This window comes from Hoyosella sp. YIM 151337 (assembly GCF_026041215.1).
Lineage (GTDB): Bacteria > Actinomycetota > Actinomycetes > Mycobacteriales > Mycobacteriaceae > Hoyosella.
Genome location: NZ_JAPEIQ010000016.1, coordinates 1 through 15,571 on the forward strand (window position 1 = coordinate 1; position 15,571 = coordinate 15,571).

Here is a 15,571-nt window from a genome sequence, read left to right on the forward strand (position 1 = left end):
CAGGGTCCCCGGGGGTCAAAATTCAACTGCCGACAGGGGGTCAGTATTCACCTGCCGTCGACACCCGCCCCGTCGTCAGATCACTATATCTAGGTGGAAAGTCTAGGGAAGTATACGTGTTGCTGAACATCGTCCGGCCCGCGTCATCAGTCTCACTAGACCGAACCTTCAGCAAGCCATGACACCGACCATGCGATGGGCCCTACTGAACGACCATACATACGGGTCAGACTAAGGTCGTTGGTATGGGCTTAATATGGGGCTCCTGCTGGCAGAAGTGAGCCGGGAATGTGCAACTGTGAGCAGGCGAATGGTCCTCTTCGTTCTACGCATCCCCTTCGAGTTGAGGCGGTAGTTCGCTCCTTTGTAGCTGCATCCAGACTGCGTTCTGCTCTTCGGTGTGGTTACAGCGGACGGCGAGGTCGGGGCCGGTGTAGTTCTGTGGTGGTGTGCGCCAGCCGTGTTCGTCGCAGTGGGGGCAGTGTGCGCGCTGGCGGCGCTGTTCAGCTGCTTCGGCTTCGCGGGCGATGTCAGCGGCGGCGGGGCGGTCGTTGAGGTCGAGGGTTCTGAGAACTCTGCCGACAAGTCCGATGGGACGGTGTGGCTGGCTAGGCAGGTAATGGCCCAAGCCTTGCCAGTCGCGGAGGGCTTGGTTGAGATCTCGGCTGCACCAGCCGTATTTGGCTGGCTTGGCGAGCACGCGTGCCCACCCAAGGTCGGTGTGTTTGTGCGCCCAGCGTGGCGTAGAGGGGTCAGAAAGCCAGGTTCTGGCCAGGCGCAGCCCGTCGGGGTCCGCAGCGAGCCGGTTCTTGGTATTTGAGGGCGCCGCAGGCGCTCTTTTTTCCACAGGTTTGCCTGTAGGTATAACTCTCTCAACGTAACTATTTATCCCTACGGGACCCCTTCGGGGGTGGGTGGACATTCGATGTTGAGCTGAGTATTTCTTGGTTGAGTTATCCACAGGCACAAGTGGTTTGACATGGTGCAGTGCCCATACAGAAGCCCAACCACGGGACCTGTCACCACAGCGCCACGAGGCCATCCGTTCGCTGAGTGTGCGCTGGCGGCCGCGGAGTATCTCTGTGGCAAGACCAAGCTCCCGCAGTAGGTTTCGGGCGCGGGTGACGGTTTTGGTAGCACATTGGAGTTTCGCGGCAATGGTGGTGTTGTCGACACGGGAGTTGCGGCCAGTGGTGTGATCAGCTGCGTCCGCCATGACAGCTGCAACGCGCATCAGTGTTTTTAGGCTGACACCGGCGGTGAGGTTGCGCCGGGCCTGTTCGTAGTGCGAGCGGTATATGCGTTCTACATCGCTAAGCCATGTGTCTCGGCTGTACCAGCATGGAACACCTTGGTGTGCATCAGGATCGAGTTCGAGCGCGACTGGCCGGGTAGGGGATAGTGCCGCGACGATCTGCGTTGCGGTGCGCGCAGTTCCGCGTCTGCGACGAGTGTGGCTGCACCCCCGGTACTGCGACACGCAGGACTTTTTGGGTGAAATCGTTGAAGGGTCTTGAAGGTATGCGCTACCCTCAGAACTGCTAGCCAGCAATTCTGTTCCTTTCAGTTGGACCAGACCGAAACGAAGCGCCAACTTCGTTTCACCCCTGACGAGTTCAAACCCCCCTGCCCGGGGGTTTCGTCATTTCTGGGGTATGTGTCTGATCAGTGACGAATGCAGTTGTCCGATCGATGTGCTGGAGTACCTCCTTACTGCCGGAAGCTGGGTGCGGCTCTTACGGCCATACCCGATGGGGGAGCGATGCCGCGTCCCGCCAACGTTTAGGTGGATGGTCGGCGAATGTGGTTGAGTCAGTTGACGTACCGGCCTAACGCGACCAAACGGCTGAGCGTTGCGACGCGGCAACTGGGGGGCTTGATGCACGGTCAATGACCCGCTGAGCACGCCCGCGAGAGATTGAAGAACTCTGAACGGTGAGGTCATACGACAAATTTCCACGTGATGTTTATGGAACTTCGTGCGTGTTTCGCTCGTGCTCAGTTGAATGGTGTGAGGGTGCACGGTACCCTCAAAACTGCCGACAAGCAGTTTTGCTCCTCTCAAAGGGGCAGCACAGAATCAGAGAAAGCCTGGCTCTCTGGTTGGCTCTCGGAGGACCCCGGTGGCAGCCGGGGTCTTCTTGTCTCTGCAGGGCCTGTACCGCCGGTATGTACGAGTCCGCTCGTGTTTAGGCGGTCTTCTGCAGTGGCAGTACCTCCTGGTAGTCCACAAGATGCGTTCGGCCGGTGTGCTCAGCAATCAGCACAGCAATCAGGTCGTTCGCGGTGATTCCTCGGTCCTGAGCCGCCTTATGCAGGGCGGATTTCAACTCGGGGTGCATGCGCGCGAGAAAGGCTTCTCTCGGCCCCTTGCTCGGGCGACCAGGTTTGCGTAATCCAGCCATGGGCACAATCTTGCCGTTTTGGCTATCCGGTAACGGGGAGGACACGCCGGCGAGTTGCGGATAGCCAATTTCGAATCTCGTTGACGCCTAACAGCCATCAGCACATCGACTGCCCATGAGCGCTATTGAAGTGAAATGGGTACACCTGGGCACACCAAGTTTCGCGGTGTCCCTGATAGATGCGGCCAGCGTTCAACCGCTCGTCGTAGGGCAAGGAACTCGGCAGAATCTCGAAATGGGTGAGTCGTGATAGCTGGAATGGCGACGAGCGTGGGGCCAAAGTGTGACAAGGGCGTGGGCGTGAGTCCGAGGAGCTGCCCGCCTATCCTGCGTGGCGATGGGTCCTACCTGGCACTGTGGTGTGGCGAAGGTTGATGACTGGCCGATATGAGCCAGCCACGCCCCGCTCACGCGTCCGGCGCAGTCATCCTCACCTCCAGGGAAGCACTGAAACAGCGGCACTAGAGACACGAAACCACCTGACACGCCACACAAGTCCGAGCATCCACGACGACGGTCGTGGTTAGCGACCGAACGCCAGCTTCAGAAACACCGCGACCACCTATGTAGTGACCAGGCCGAAATCCGAGAACAATGAGGACACGACGGCGTCTCGTGCCCAGCCCTGTACGTCGAGCCTGCCATGACGTTCCAGTCTGAGCACTGGCTGGCCGCGCCCGTCGATCAGCATGCAAGCCAGTTCTGCCGGGGCGTGCCTGCACTGGTACCGCAGTCCCTGCGCGCCAGGGGTTGCGAGCAGTACACGCGTCGCGGTGATCCTGGACCAGGCGTAGTCCCTCCAGGTCGATGAGGCCAGTGATCCGTCCAGGCTGAGTCTGGTCAGGCTGTGATTGCCATGCAGGACGGCAACTCTGAGCGGGGCGAGCACGGAGATGAATGCCAGTGACTTACCTGCCAGCCAGATCGAGGGTACGCGCAGCGACTGCGGTATGTTCGCGTTGCGCAGGACGCCCTCTGCGACTGCCGCTGCCAGGCTCATGCCCACATAGAGCTGCCCGCCGAGTTCCTCTCCGCCGGGACAGATCTCCGGATCGTGCACCAGGTCGAACCTGCCCTGGGAGGAACTGGGAAGCTCAGCCTGTCTGTCATCGGCTAGCGGAGGGATGCCGCTGGTGTTGAACGACACTGGTGAGTAGGAAGAGCCGGTACGGTACACGCGCCAGAGGCTGGCGCCTGCAGGAATGACATCCGTGTCCGCAGGATTGCCGTTGTATTCGCGGCAATGCCTACATAGCTCTCTGTGCCCACAGAACCGCCGCGTCCACATGCTGCTCGGTGAGCCTGCCCGACTCCAGGAGAGTGAGCGGGGCTGCACCGTCTAGTGGCTCAGCCGGGGTCAGCCACCACGACGCTGCACCCCACGGATCGGATGCGGCACCGATCAGCTGATTCGCGTGTGCCACCACAGGATGAACCTGGTGTCTGGCCCGGTCGAACTGGAACACTGGGTAGACATAGTCCGGGCGCTGGCCCCGCGGCAGGCCGATGAGATCCCCGCTGTCGCGGAGTTTCTTTACCAGGGAGCGGCTATCCGACTCCGATCTGGGGGAGAGCAGCTTGTTAGCCTGCCCGGATTTAACCGTCTCGAGGGATTCCAGCAGCGAAAGGTTGCTTCGATGGACTGCATCGGCATATCCCTCCGGAAGCGGAGAACCGCCTGCCGGGCTATCCGGCAGGCCCACGCCGCGTTTACCAAGTACGTCCTCTACGATTCTGGCGATCCGGTGCTCATCAACAAGGACATGACCCTTCCCCTGACTCCAGACAGCCCGCTGTGTAAAGGCTCTCGGGGGAACGTGGACGCTGCTCCGGGCTGAGGTCAGGGTTCTGCTTCTCTTGAAGGCGACGGCCGACAGTCCCGGCTTGACATGGCTTCTAATGCCAGCCTTTCTGTGAGGAACACGAGACGCCATGACACCTCCTCCGTGTACGTTATGTACATTAGATTCTAACGTACACAGCTCGGGATGTGAGAGCGAGCAGGTATTGCGAGACGCTGGTGGCGCTGCGGTCCACGCCGAGTTCCCCAGCGACCGGCGGACACAGCTGCCGTGCGCTGGAGGCCTGAGATACGGTCAACCGGCCGAACCTGGCTAAAAGCATCCTGCCGAACGTTGGCACCGACGGAAAACCCTGAAGTGAGGCGTGGGAACCGATTCGTGGGCGAGTACCCTCCACTCCGAGAAGGTCATGCGGGGAAATCGCTCGCGAGACACGAAGCCAGAGCTCGCGGCAAGACGCCTTCTGCACGCCGCGGGACTACGCTACCGCGTCAGCGTTCGCCCTCTGCCGTCACTACGACGGACCGCCGACATCGCGGTCTTCATCGATGGCTTCTACTAACACGGATGCTCCGAGCACTACGTGGCGCTGGTGCTGACCAGACGCAGCAATCTTGAGGGAGATGGGTCCGTTCTATTTGCGTCGCCTGGTACGGAGTCGGCGCACGAGGTCGAGGATGATGCTTCGGTCTTCTTCGCTGAGTTCTCTTGCTGCGGCGGCTATTTCATCTGTGTCGTCTTTGGTGCGTGCATTGATGACGTCCTCTGCTGAGGGGTGCTGGTCAGGATCTAGTCGGTTGAGCTGCGTTTTGATTCGTTCGAACTCTTCTTCTGGGCCGAAGAAGTCGAGCGGTACTTCGAAGACGTCGCAGAGATGTTTCACCGTTTCGAATCCGGGATGCTGGCGTTTGCGGCTCAGTAGTTGAGACAGGTTCGCTTCTCCGATGGTTCCGCCGCGAGCCCGGACCATCCTGACTATCTCGGCCTGGCTGTAGGGCCCGCGGTCGGGAGGGTGCACGTTGCCGATCAGATACCGGAGCCTGTCTGCGAAGTCAGTGCCCATCCCAGACCTTCCCTTTGGTGAAGCTTCGAGTGTCCTTATCGCGGGCGCGCTATCACACTAATCTAGGGCAGCCTGTGTCTGAAGTGCGTTTAGCGCGCTGTTCGGCGCCGAGAACGTTTACCCGTACGCCGGAACGTGCCTCTATCAAGCGTTCACTGTTGCAAAGACGTTACCGGTGTGGTTTTATCCGCTTCGGGAGGTTTTACGGGGGTGAACGGAAGATGATCTGCGAGCCAGACGCTCATGAGCTGCATGCTTGCACCTGGGGGCCGGATACGAACAGTGTGATACGCGGGCCTGACGTGTCCTTTTCAATCTAAGTAATAGACCTCTCCGCCAGCAGTCATGTCGGCAAACAAGTATCTGCTGACGGGAGGTGTCATACGTACCCCGCCCTGCGGCCAAATGAGGCCCGTGGGCGCACATCAGTTCGCAGCGGAGTTCCTCTATTCTAGGCGCCCGGCTGTCGGACCTGTCGACAGCGAAGGAGGAACGCGCCGTTTTTGTGATCGCCGTGTGAGATTCCCGCGCTCCCGCTCGGATTGCCCACTTTCGCGTTGAGACTCGCTGTACGCGGCTGCAGGAAGGACTCTTGCGGGCGCGCTCTTCCTTCCCACCTCACCCGTTCTGCCCCTATTTGTAGGGGCACGTCATGCCATTTGAGAGGAAAACCCGTTGAGGAAGAACGTCATCCGTTCTGTGGCCGCAGTGTCTGCGGCCGCACTGTCCACACCCTTGTTTGGTGGAATCGCGTCTGCGAATCCGCAGCCCGGGCTGGCGTCTCCGCCATCAGGTGGGGGCCAGCCCGGATTGACTAGCCCTGATCCTGCACCTGCCCCGCAGCGTCAGGTGTGGATGGAAGTCCCGCAGCAGCAGCGCTATCAGAATGTGCAGTGGCGCCAGTATGACGCGCCCGCGCAGTACAGCGCTCCAGTTCAGAGCGCACCTGTTGCGGTACAGGAAGTTACACCGTCAGAGGCTGTTCCTCCCGCCGCTGTGATCGCCCCGATAGCTGCTCCCGAGGGGCGTCTGCGTATCGGTGACTTCATCACTGACAAGCCGGAGTGGATGAGCGAGGACGACCTCGAGAAGACGAACAACCAGTCCGCGCTGATCGAGGCGGATATCGCGAACGCGTGGGTGGATGCCGGGCTGGGTGACGCGGATCGTGCAGACAAGGTCGCGGCCGCAACGATGGCCGGCGGCGCTACGGGAGCGCTGCTCGCTGGAGGTGCGGGCGCTGTAGTTGGTGGTGCCGCTGGTGCAGCAATCGGTACGCCGATCGGGGCCGCAGGTGGCTCCGTGTTCGTTCCTGGTGTAGGCACGGTCGCCGGCGGAACGGCAGGCGCGGTCACTGGCGGCGCGGTCGGCGCGACCGCTGTCGGCATCCCGGCCGCGATCGCGGGCGGCGCGGCTGGCGCGTTCGCGGGTGCCGCGTTCGGTGCGGGCGACACCCTTCCGGACGAGGAAGCGCGTGAGCTTTTCCCCGAGCCTGAACCGCTCGTGATTGCTGGGGCAGCGAGCAATCCTGACCTAGAGGCATTTGTCTTGCCGCCCGCTCCAGCGCCGGTGTTCGCTGACGTTCTGCCGGAGCCGCGGTTCGTTGTCGACACCCCAGGTGGGGAAACGTCAGATCCCGTGCAGGAGATGGTGGATGCCTTCCTCCAAGGATGAGGAAAGCGGCCCTATCCAGCCTGATTCCGCAGGTGGCTCCTGGCAGGACTGGGCACAATTCTCGGCCGGGGCGGCACCAGGCGAGGGCACAGCTTGCGAAACACCACATCCGGCTGAGCATCTGGCGGACCCCGTTTCCCCGCGGGGCCCCACCCTTGTTGCGGCAGGAATCATCGCCGGGGGTTTCGTCATTGCTGGAGTCTTAGGCGGGACTATTGCGGGACTGCTGATGGCGTCTCGTGATGCTCCGGCTTCGAGCGACCCGATCGGATTGGCGAGCAACTCACCCGCAGTAACGGGCGCGGCGGCCATGAGTGAAGAACCGGAGCCAGAGGAGGAATCAGCACCCGCATGGTGTGAGTCCTCAGCGTCCGGGCAGAAAGTCACCGGTAACGGATCCGGCGATGATCAGACACTTCCGGGCGCGATTTTCGCGCTTCAGTATGCCTACTACGTCGACCGGGACGGAGAATCAGCAGCGCGTGTACTCGCGCCAGAGTCAGGCATCACCGCTGAGGGTGTGCAGGAGGGAATCAACTCGATCCCTGAGGGGACTCAGCACTGCGTCGAAATCATCCTGACAGGGGAATCCACTGCCGACGTGCTGGTGACGCAGATGGCACCAGGAGGTGCCGTCGATCTGTTCAGCTCCACGATCACGGCTCGCCAGACTGATGGCGGGGCGTGGCGTCTCACCTCGATCCGCAGCGGGGGATGACACGATGAGCCTTGTCAAACGTGTGACCGCGGCGGCGGCTGCTCTCCTGGTAGCCGCGGGCATCGCCGGTGTACCGTCCGCAGCCGCGCAACCGCGAACCAGTGATCTGGCCACGATCATCGACGGCCAGTGCCCCCGGCTGCTTGCGGTCGTCGTTCCTGGCACAGGCGAGGCGTCATGGGTAACTGATCCGTCGATGGATTCGGGAATGCTGACCCAGGTCACTGTGCCGGTCGCGACCACGACAGATACGACGGAGTTCAACCGGTACGTGGTTCCGTACGCGGGGGACTTCGGCTTTCAGGGCACTCCCTACGTTGAGTCAGTAGCAACTGGGGTCGCGGGCGCGATCAGTGTCCTCGAAGAGTTCCAGCAGCTGTGCGGCAGCGGGCAGGCTGGGCTGACCGGACCGGTCCCAGAGCCCGCGGCTTCTGCGCCTGCCACGACCGCCGCGAACGATCCGGCAGACCCCGGCGGCGAGAAGTCCCCAGAGGGCGGTGTCACCCCGTCGTGGCTGACCGCACCGTCGCAAACCAGCAGTGCCGGTGACGCTGTTTCCGGATCGTGGCTAAGCGCCCCTGACTCGAGTGACGGTGACGGCCTGGGAGCGGATGAGGGGCTCGGGCCGTCGTGGCTGTCGGGCGGGGATACCGCACCCGCGACAGGGTTTGAGGACAGCAGCGAGGGGACTGCCCCGGCTTCGCCGGCGCGGATGAGTGGCCGGGAGGCGTCGAAGGCCGCGGTTGTGGGTTTCTCGCAGGGCGCTCAGGTGGTGCGTGAGGTACTCGCGGCGATCGCCAACGGGGACAGCAGCGTTGACCCGGACTTCATTGCCGCGGCCGCGATGTTCTCCGATCCGGGCCGTGCGGCCGGAACTGGTTTCTTCCCTGGTAAACCCGTGGGAACGACGGCACCTGATCCGGTTCCGGGAACAGGCGGGGACGCGGTGACCTCGCTGCACACGATCGCGGTTGAGCCGGCACCGGGTGAGGGCATCGCCCCGATCGACAAGAGCGATTTCGGGGCGCTGACCGGCCGGGTGATGTCGCTGTGTATTGCCGGTGATTTGGCGTGCTCGGCACCGGATGCCCCTATTTCGCGGGTGGTGACCGGTGTCGCCGGGCGTCTCGACCTCAGCGTCGAAGACCCCGTGGGGGTGGCGTTCTCGGTGGCGGAAACGCTGTCGGGGATGACGCTTCGCACCGCGAGCGCGCTGGTCGCGGATGGTGCGCTGGAGAACCTGGCGTCGGGTAAGCCGCTTGGTGGTGAGCGCACGCTGGCGGATTACCTGGCCGATCAGGCGCAGGTCGGTGCTGAGGAGGAACACGATCCGTTCGCGGGCCTGGCTGAGCTGGGGCGTTTCGGGTTCGGTGCGGCGGTCACAGTCGCACAGAAGGTGCTCACACCGGAGGTGATTGGGCAGGTCGCGATGGCAGGGATCGCTGACCCTGCCGCAGCGCTTGCCGTGCTCGGCGCTCATGTGGTCAGCGCGGTGACCGAAGTGTTTCCGCCGGAGGCGGTGCTCAATTCGCTTGCCTCGACGGTGCGGCAGGAAGTGGAGAACGGGCTTACCGATAACGAAGAGCTGATCCGCGCGGCCACTGATGCGCGCTATCACCAGGGGATTGCCCTGCACGGTGCGTATCCGTCGTGGCCGATCGGGGAGTACGGGCAGACCAGCACGCAGTGGGTCGCGGACTGGCTCAAGGCCATCATCTCCGATCTGACCCCGGGAGCAGTGGTGACCGAGATTGACGCGGCCCGCTCCCTGGCCGCGCAGCAGTAAGGAAGGTCCACAGATGAATGACTCCGCTGAGCATGCTGAATCCCGCCGCTATTCCACACCCCGCTGGCCGCGGTCGCTGGCCGCTCGACACGCTGCAGAGGTGCGGACAGCCGTGTCCTCCTGCGCCCCGCATCCGCGCCCGTATGGAGCCGGTTCATGAGCACTGACGACGAGCCTGGCGTGCCAGAAACAGTGTGGCGCAGGCCTATCCCGGCCTATGGCCGGGAAGGCGCGGCGCACCCTGCTTTCTGGCTGCTCGGCGCTCATGGCGGGGCAGGAGTGTCCACGCTGACGCAGGTGATGCTGCCAGCGGGGGACTGCATGCGGAAGTGGCCGTCAGGGCATCCCAGCGAGTCACCGCTGGTGGTCATCGTGGCCCGTACTCATGGAACGGGCCTGAGTGCTGCGCACCGCCAGATTGCCCGGTACTTCCCGCAGGGAGCTGTGCCTGATGGGCTGGTTTTCGCCGGCCTGATCACCATTGCTGACGGTCCGGGAAAGCTGCCCTCTGCGATGCGGCACCACCTTTCGCTGGTTGCCGACGCGGCCCGCAAGGCCGGTGGTGAGCATTGGCATCTGCCGTGGGTCGAGCAATGGCGCACCTGCCCTCGTGAGGATCTGCCCCGCTGGCATCCCCGGGACCGGCCCATGCTCGGGCGGTCCCGGAGCGCGGCTGACCCTGGGGCGCAGCCTCCGGTGGAAGTGATCGAGGCAGGGCAGGCACTGCTGCGCAAAGCCCGCGACGTCATCGCGAACACCAACCCGCCCATCCCTGAAAGGAATGTCAGTTGACACCCGAACTCTTCCTCGCTGGAGGCGAAGCCGCCCAGTATCTCGCCCAGATCAATCCTGGCTCCCCGCAGGCGCCGCCCGGCGGTGATCGCATCCTGCTGGTGGTCCGCTGGATTCTGTGGGGCCTGGTCATTATGTGCATCGTCGGTGTCAGTGCTTCTGGGGCGATGCTGGCTCTCGGGCGCAGCGGCATGATGCAGATGACCGACACCGCCGAAGGACGGCTGCTCAAAGGCATCCTCGGTGCCGCGGTCTTCGGTATCGCAGGGACTCTCGTGAACACACTCGTCTTCTGATGAACCGGTTGCACACACTTGTGTCCGCGAGCGTGCTTCCCGGTAAGCCGCTTCCAGAGGACGTGACAGCGAATCTGGTGCGCGCGACGGGATGGCTGAGCTGGATTATCGCGATCACGCTGATCGCGAGTATTTCCGCGGCTGGAGCGCTGTGGTGGCGACAGCGAAACAGCGAAGACATCACCGAATCACCGATGGTGCGAGTGCTCATCAGGGCAGCGGTCATCAGCGCATTCCTCGCAGCGGGTGCGGCCGGGCTGAGAGAAATCCTGGCCTGAGCACGGCGAAGCGACAGCTGCGGCTGAACACAATCAAGGGAGACACGAAACTATGCGGAAAACACTCGCAGCAACGGGGGTGGCCTTCGCTGTTGTTTTCGCAGCTGCCTGTGGGAGCGCATCGCACGAACCTGCTGCTGAGGACGTGGCCGGGTCCCATCTTGCTGTGACCCCGGAGGTGACCTGGTCACCGCTGCGCGGTGTTGCGGTTCCTTCGGGACAGGATGGGCCGCGCTCCAGCACGGGAGCTGAGCGCACCGGCTACGCCCGCACCCCGCACGGTGCGCTGCTCGCGGCGCTGAACGCGGAAACAGCCGTGAACCTTGCCGGGGACCGCGAATGGGCGCGCGTGCTCACGTCGATGACCGTGCCGGGCCCGGGTCGCGATGAGTTCGCTGCGGCCCGCGCGCTGGTATCGGTCGCCGGGGAAGCCGGGGACACGGCACCGCGCTGGGCGGGCTACCGATGGATCAGCTGGGACGACAAGAAAGCAGTCCTCGAAGCGGTCACCGAAGCACCAGACGGTGCGCTGCACGCACGTGAACTCACCGTCCAATGGATGCTCAATCCCTCTGCCGCACCTGGAGAGGCGGACGGGGACTGGCGGCTGGTGCTCGAACCGTCGGGCCAGGCGCAGCCGCCCCGCCCGGTCGACAGCCTCGACAGTTACCGCCCGTTCTCCGCTGAAGGGAGCACGCAGTGAGTGACACCAATACGACAGGCACACCGCAGCCGCCGCGTATCACGTTCTCCGTCTCCTGGGCATTCGCGGCCGCGTTCATCGCCCTGATCGTCGTGATCGCCGTCGCGATCATGCTCAGCCGCGACAGCGGCCGTGACGACGCGAGGGAACCGGCTGCCGCGCCACCTGAAACCGGGGAAGCGGTCAGCGGCTTCTACTCCTCCTTCACCGACCTGTGGGGCAACGTCATTCTCCGGCCAGTCAATCCCGAAGGAGAACCACACGACCTCAACCCCAGCCGCGACTGGGAAGCAGGGCAGCCGATCACCGCCCCCGTGGGGATCGAATGGCAGCTCACCGCATACGGCTCCCTGCCCTTCTCTGGTGACGGCCCCTACCAAGTCGGGGACTGCCGCGCCAAGGGCTACTCCCGCACACCCCAAGGCGCAGCACTCGCGGCTGTTCAGCTGCGCGCACGCAGCAACTGGTGCGATTCCAGCAGCGGAGCGGGGCTCATTGACGAGCAGCTTGTCACTCTCGATCTGCGCAATCGTGTCCAGCCGGTAGAGGACTCTGTGCGAGCCCATGTGATTGCGGGGTGGCGTCAACACGCTGCCGAGCTTGACGCAGAGGGCGTAACCCGCAGTCAGGCCGCGCAATATGTGAACTATAAGTACGACGCGTTCCGCGTTGAACGCTTCGACAGAAACCGCGCCGCGATCGACGTTGCTGGCCGGCTTTCCGATCACCAGTGGCTGGTAGCCAGGTTGCACGTGGTGTGGCACGACGGCGACTGGAAATACATCCCGGACGCTGTCGAGAGGCTGCAAGACCTCAATGCCCTGGGTGAGGGATGGGTCCAGTGGTAGGGGACCGCACGCTCTATTCACGCGCGGTCGCGGGCACGCTTGCGCTGCTCACTGCGCTGTTGGTTGGAGCGGGGCCAGCCGCGCCGGGAGCCGATGCACAGATGCTTCCGGGGATGCCGTCCGTTCCTCTCGGTGCCGCCGAAAGTGCGGTATGCGGAACTCTCGACTTGTTCAGTGCTGTGGACCGCGAGGTGTGCCGCGATTTCGCTGCGAGTGTTCGTGATGCGGTGCCGAGTCCTGTGGACCGGTTGAGTGAGGGTGCGGGTGCTGCGCTGGATGCCACGCTCGACCGGATGACCGAGGGTGCGCTGGGGTCGGCGGCGGCGTCGGCGTGGTCGACGGCTGAGCGTGCGATGAAGATGATGCTGACGTGGTGGATCAGTATTGATACCCCGGTTCTGTATGAGACGGACGCGTCGGGGGAGCCGCTTCGCAACGAGTCCGGTGACCTGGTGATGTCGAGTCTGTTGTCGCTGGTAAATGATCACACGATCCGGCTGCAGATTTGGCTGGCGTTTATTTCGCTGTCGATTGTGTGCCTGCGCGCGGCGGTGTCGTGGAATACGCATCGTCCTGATGATGCGCAGAATGCGTTGTCCGCCGTGCTGCGCATGGCGATGGTGGCGACGTTGTTTTCCGGGCTGGTGGTGGTTGGCACGGCCGCGTCGGACTCGATCGCGGACTGGATCGTGCAGGGCGTGCTCGATCAGCAGATCGTGGATGAGCGGCTGGCCCTGATGTTTATGGGGTCTCTTCCGACGTTTGGTGATCAGGGCGCGTTCGGCATGATCATTGTGGGTGCGCTGCTGCTGATCAGTGGTTTTGTGAATGCTCTTTTCATTCTGGTGCGTAACGCGATGCTGATTCTCGCGGTCGCGGCGTGGCCGATCGCGGCGTCAGCGTCGGCGACTGAGCGCGGGAATGTGGCGTTTCAGCGGATCACCGGGTTCATTGTGGCGCTGTTGTTGTTTAAGCCGGTCGCGGCGCTGGTGTATCTGATCGCGTTTTCCGCGGTGGAGTACGGGCTTGATGACGCGGGGATGGCGATGGCCGGGCTGATGCTGCTGGCACTGAGTGTGTTCACGCTTCCGGCGCTGATGCGCCTGGTCGCTCCGGCTACCGGCAGTGCTGGCGGTGGCGGCGGTATGACCGGTGTGCTTGCCGGTGGTGCGATCGCGGCCGGGGCCATCGCGACTGGCGGTATTGGTGGCGGCGCGGCGTTGGCGTCGGGGGCGGGTGCCACGGCATCCCGCGCGGCCGGGGGCGCGGGTGGTGGCGAGATGGCTGGCGGCGCGGGGCATGGCGCGCTGAATTCGGCGGGTTCCCCGGGTTCTGGTGGCGCGTCTGGCGCCGCCCCCGCAGCAGCTGGCGCGGGAGCTGATGCTGGTGCGGGTCCGGCTGCCTCTGGCGCGCCGGGTGCGGGTGCTGGTGCGGTGCCGTCTGGTTCGGGTGAGCAGGCCGCGCGCGGCGGGGCCGGGCGGCCGCAGCCGGTGGGTGCCGGTCAGGGACCGTCGAGCGCGAGCAGCGGAGCGAGTGGTGCTTCCGGGGGCCGCGGCGGCGGGTATTCGGGCATGGCGCTGGGCCAGCAGTTAGGCGGGGGTTTGCGCGGGGTGGAGCGGACTGTGGAGGAGGCCGCGGACGGCAGCAAGGACGGAAGGCGATGACGACAACGGAGAAGGCGCGGCCGCGCTACGGTAACTTCTCGTATCCGCGTTCGGCGGGCTTTTTCGGGCTGACGTTCTGGCCGTCGATCATGCTGATCGTCAGTGTGATCGTTGCGCTGTTGACGTTTCTGATCGCGGGCCCGCTGCCGGGCCTGATTGTGATGGTGGTGTGCGCGGCCGCGATCGCGCCGCTGGCGCTGTCGTGGCAGGGCCGCACCGGCTACATGTGGGCGGTGCGCAAGATTCAGGCGGCGCAGATGCGCCGCCGCGGTGAGCATTTGTACCGGTCGGGGCCGTTTTCGCGGCTGCCTGGGTACACGTACCGGCTGCCGGGCGGGATGGCGTCGTCTCAGCTGTATGAGGGTGAGGATGCGTGGCAGTACCGGTTCGGGATGATCCGGCTGCCGCAAACGGGGGAGTGCACGGTGGTGCTGTCGTGCTCTCCGTCCGGGGATGAGCTGTTGTCACCGGATCAGATTGATCATTTCGTGGCGGCGTGGGGGTCGTGGCTGGCCAATCTTGGTCAGCATGACGATATCGGCGCGGCCACGGTCACTATCGAGACGCTGCCGGATACGGGTCAGCGGCTGCGCTCGGAGCAGCTGCGTCTTATTTCCCCGGGAGCGCCGCCGCTGGCCGCGCAGATCATGCGGGAGTCAGCGGAGATGGGCCGGGGCACGTGGCAGCTGGCCGCGCGCCTGGCGCTGACGTTTAAGGCGACCACGGGGGAGCGGCGCCGCTCCCCGGAAGCGCAGATGCTCGAAATCGCGGGCCGTCTGCCGGAGTTTTACCAGACCCTGGAGGCGTGCGGGGTCGCGGCGAACCCGATGACGGGTGCGCAGATCTGCGGGTTTGTGCGCCGCTCGTATGAGCCGTCAGCGCAGGAGATGATCGAGGACGCGCTGACCAGCGGGGACACCGCGACGCTGCGGTGGGACTCGGTGGGGCCCTCGATGCTGAAAGCGAGTTCCACGCTGCTAGAGCATGACGGGGCGTATTCGCATGTCACCGCGATGGAGGTCGCGCCGGAAGCGACGCTGACCGAGGACATTCTGCGGCGGCTGCTCTCCGCGCACCCGGAGATACCGCGCAAGCGGGTCGCGATCGTGTACCGGCCGATGACGATCGGGAAGTCATCGCGAGAGGTCGAGTCGGATTACCGGGACGCGCTCAACGCGCTGCGAACCTCGAACCGCACCAAGTCGGCGGATGCGCTGCTGCGGGAGCGCAAGCTGGCGAAGGTTCGCGATGACGAGGCGATGGGCCACATTCTGGTGCCGTTCTCGATGCTGATCACCGCGACGACGGAGGACCCGGAGCATGTTCCGCGGATGCGGTCGGTGCTTGATTCGCTGACCGCCTCGGCGCGGATTCAGACCCGGCCGTGTTACGACTATCAGTCAGCGGCGTTCGCGGCCGGTCTGGGTATCGGGTTCATTCTGCCGAACCACGTCACGATCCCGACCGCGCTGGGGGGCTGAGCGGTGGGACTGATCACATCGCTGTTCAGCAAAGAAATCGTGATTGACCCGGAGGCGGACA

17 protein-coding genes are annotated in these 15,571 nt (G+C 64.0%); 12 read left to right on the forward strand and 5 right to left on the reverse strand.

Annotated elements, in window-relative coordinates; translation table 11 throughout:
• Nucleotides 1-325 precede the first annotated feature (325 nt).
• From ONR57_RS08815 to ONR57_RS08830, 4 genes are all read right to left on the reverse strand, one after another.
• Entirely contained in the window at nt 326-847 is a 522-nt protein-coding gene (locus ONR57_RS08815; RefSeq protein ID WP_265122842.1) for a hypothetical protein, read from the reverse strand.
• Nucleotides 848-2,189: 1,342 nt separating this feature from the next.
• Nucleotides 2,190-2,405: a hypothetical protein gene (locus ONR57_RS08820; RefSeq protein ID WP_083826723.1), complete on the reverse strand. Its 216-nt coding sequence runs from the start codon at nt 2,403-2,405 to the stop codon at nt 2,190-2,192.
• A gap of 562 nt (nt 2,406-2,967) precedes the next feature.
• Nucleotides 2,968-3,582 carry an RES domain-containing protein gene (locus tag ONR57_RS08825; RefSeq protein WP_265122846.1) on the reverse strand — a complete coding sequence of 205 codons (615 nt, stop codon included), beginning with the start codon at nt 3,580-3,582 and terminating at the stop codon, nt 2,968-2,970.
• A 70-nt stretch (nt 3,583-3,652) separates the two neighbouring features.
• Complete coding sequence (locus ONR57_RS08830; protein ID WP_265122848.1) at nt 3,653-3,829, reverse strand: hypothetical protein; 177 nt, start codon at nt 3,827-3,829, stop codon at nt 3,653-3,655.
• A 15-nt stretch (nt 3,830-3,844) separates the two neighbouring features.
• Between ONR57_RS08830 and ONR57_RS08835 the strand changes: the two genes are divergently transcribed.
• Both ONR57_RS08835 and ONR57_RS08840 read left to right on the forward strand, forming a co-directional pair.
• Nucleotides 3,845-4,243 carry a hypothetical protein gene (locus ONR57_RS08835; protein WP_265122849.1) on the forward strand — a complete coding sequence of 133 codons (399 nt, stop codon included), beginning with the start codon at nt 3,845-3,847 and terminating at the stop codon, nt 4,241-4,243.
• A 373-nt stretch (nt 4,244-4,616) separates the two neighbouring features.
• Entirely contained in the window at nt 4,617-4,769 is a 153-nt protein-coding gene (locus ONR57_RS08840; protein WP_308198671.1) for a hypothetical protein, read from the forward strand.
• A 72-nt stretch (nt 4,770-4,841) separates the two neighbouring features.
• Here the strand turns inward: ONR57_RS08840 and ONR57_RS08845 are convergent, their stop codons facing one another.
• Nucleotides 4,842-5,270 carry a hypothetical protein gene (locus ONR57_RS08845; protein WP_265122851.1) on the reverse strand — a complete coding sequence of 143 codons (429 nt, stop codon included), beginning with the start codon at nt 5,268-5,270 and terminating at the stop codon, nt 4,842-4,844.
• 675 nt (nt 5,271-5,945) lie between these two features.
• On the opposite strand from ONR57_RS08845, the gene ONR57_RS08850 reads away from it, so the two are divergent.
• The 10 genes from ONR57_RS08850 (at nt 5,946) to ONR57_RS08895 (ending at nt 15,510) form a co-directional block, all read left to right on the forward strand.
• Nucleotides 5,946-6,944, forward strand: a complete 999-nt coding sequence (locus tag ONR57_RS08850) for a hypothetical protein (RefSeq protein ID WP_265122852.1) — start codon at nt 5,946-5,948, stop codon at nt 6,942-6,944.
• Nucleotides 6,925-7,662, forward strand: coding sequence for a hypothetical protein (locus ONR57_RS08855; RefSeq protein ID WP_265122853.1), 738 nt, complete (start codon nt 6,925-6,927; stop codon nt 7,660-7,662). The genes ONR57_RS08850 and ONR57_RS08855 overlap by 20 nt, the downstream gene beginning before the upstream one ends.
• Before the next feature lie 4 nt (nt 7,663-7,666).
• Nucleotides 7,667-9,448 (forward strand): cutinase family protein, encoded by a 1,782-nt coding sequence (locus ONR57_RS08860; protein WP_265122854.1) that lies wholly within the window; start codon nt 7,667-7,669, stop codon nt 9,446-9,448.
• A gap of 156 nt (nt 9,449-9,604) precedes the next feature.
• The gene (locus tag ONR57_RS08865) at nt 9,605-10,240 is read left to right on the forward strand and encodes a DUF6668 family protein (protein WP_265122855.1); all 636 of its coding nucleotides are present in this window, start codon (nt 9,605-9,607) and stop codon (nt 10,238-10,240) included.
• Nucleotides 10,237-10,536, forward strand: coding sequence for a hypothetical protein (locus ONR57_RS08870; RefSeq protein WP_265122856.1), 300 nt, complete (start codon nt 10,237-10,239; stop codon nt 10,534-10,536). Before ONR57_RS08865 ends, ONR57_RS08870 begins: the two co-directional genes overlap by 4 nt.
• On the forward strand, nt 10,536-10,814 hold the full coding sequence (locus ONR57_RS08875; protein ID WP_265122857.1) for a hypothetical protein: 279 nt from the start codon (nt 10,536-10,538) through the stop codon (nt 10,812-10,814). Before ONR57_RS08870 ends, ONR57_RS08875 begins: the two co-directional genes overlap by 1 nt.
• Before the next feature lie 52 nt (nt 10,815-10,866).
• Nucleotides 10,867-11,517 carry a hypothetical protein gene (locus ONR57_RS08880; RefSeq protein ID WP_265122858.1) on the forward strand — a complete coding sequence of 217 codons (651 nt, stop codon included), beginning with the start codon at nt 10,867-10,869 and terminating at the stop codon, nt 11,515-11,517.
• Nucleotides 11,514-12,365: a hypothetical protein gene (locus tag ONR57_RS08885; protein ID WP_265122859.1), complete on the forward strand. Its 852-nt coding sequence runs from the start codon at nt 11,514-11,516 to the stop codon at nt 12,363-12,365. Before ONR57_RS08880 ends, ONR57_RS08885 begins: the two co-directional genes overlap by 4 nt.
• Entirely contained in the window at nt 12,350-14,029 is a 1,680-nt protein-coding gene (locus tag ONR57_RS08890) for a hypothetical protein (protein WP_265122860.1), read from the forward strand. Before ONR57_RS08885 ends, ONR57_RS08890 begins: the two co-directional genes overlap by 16 nt.
• A complete protein-coding gene (locus ONR57_RS08895; RefSeq protein ID WP_265122862.1) occupies nt 14,026-15,510 on the forward strand; it encodes an SCO6880 family protein in 1,485 nt (494 codons plus the stop codon). Before ONR57_RS08890 ends, ONR57_RS08895 begins: the two co-directional genes overlap by 4 nt.
• Nucleotides 15,511-15,571 lie beyond the last annotated feature (61 nt).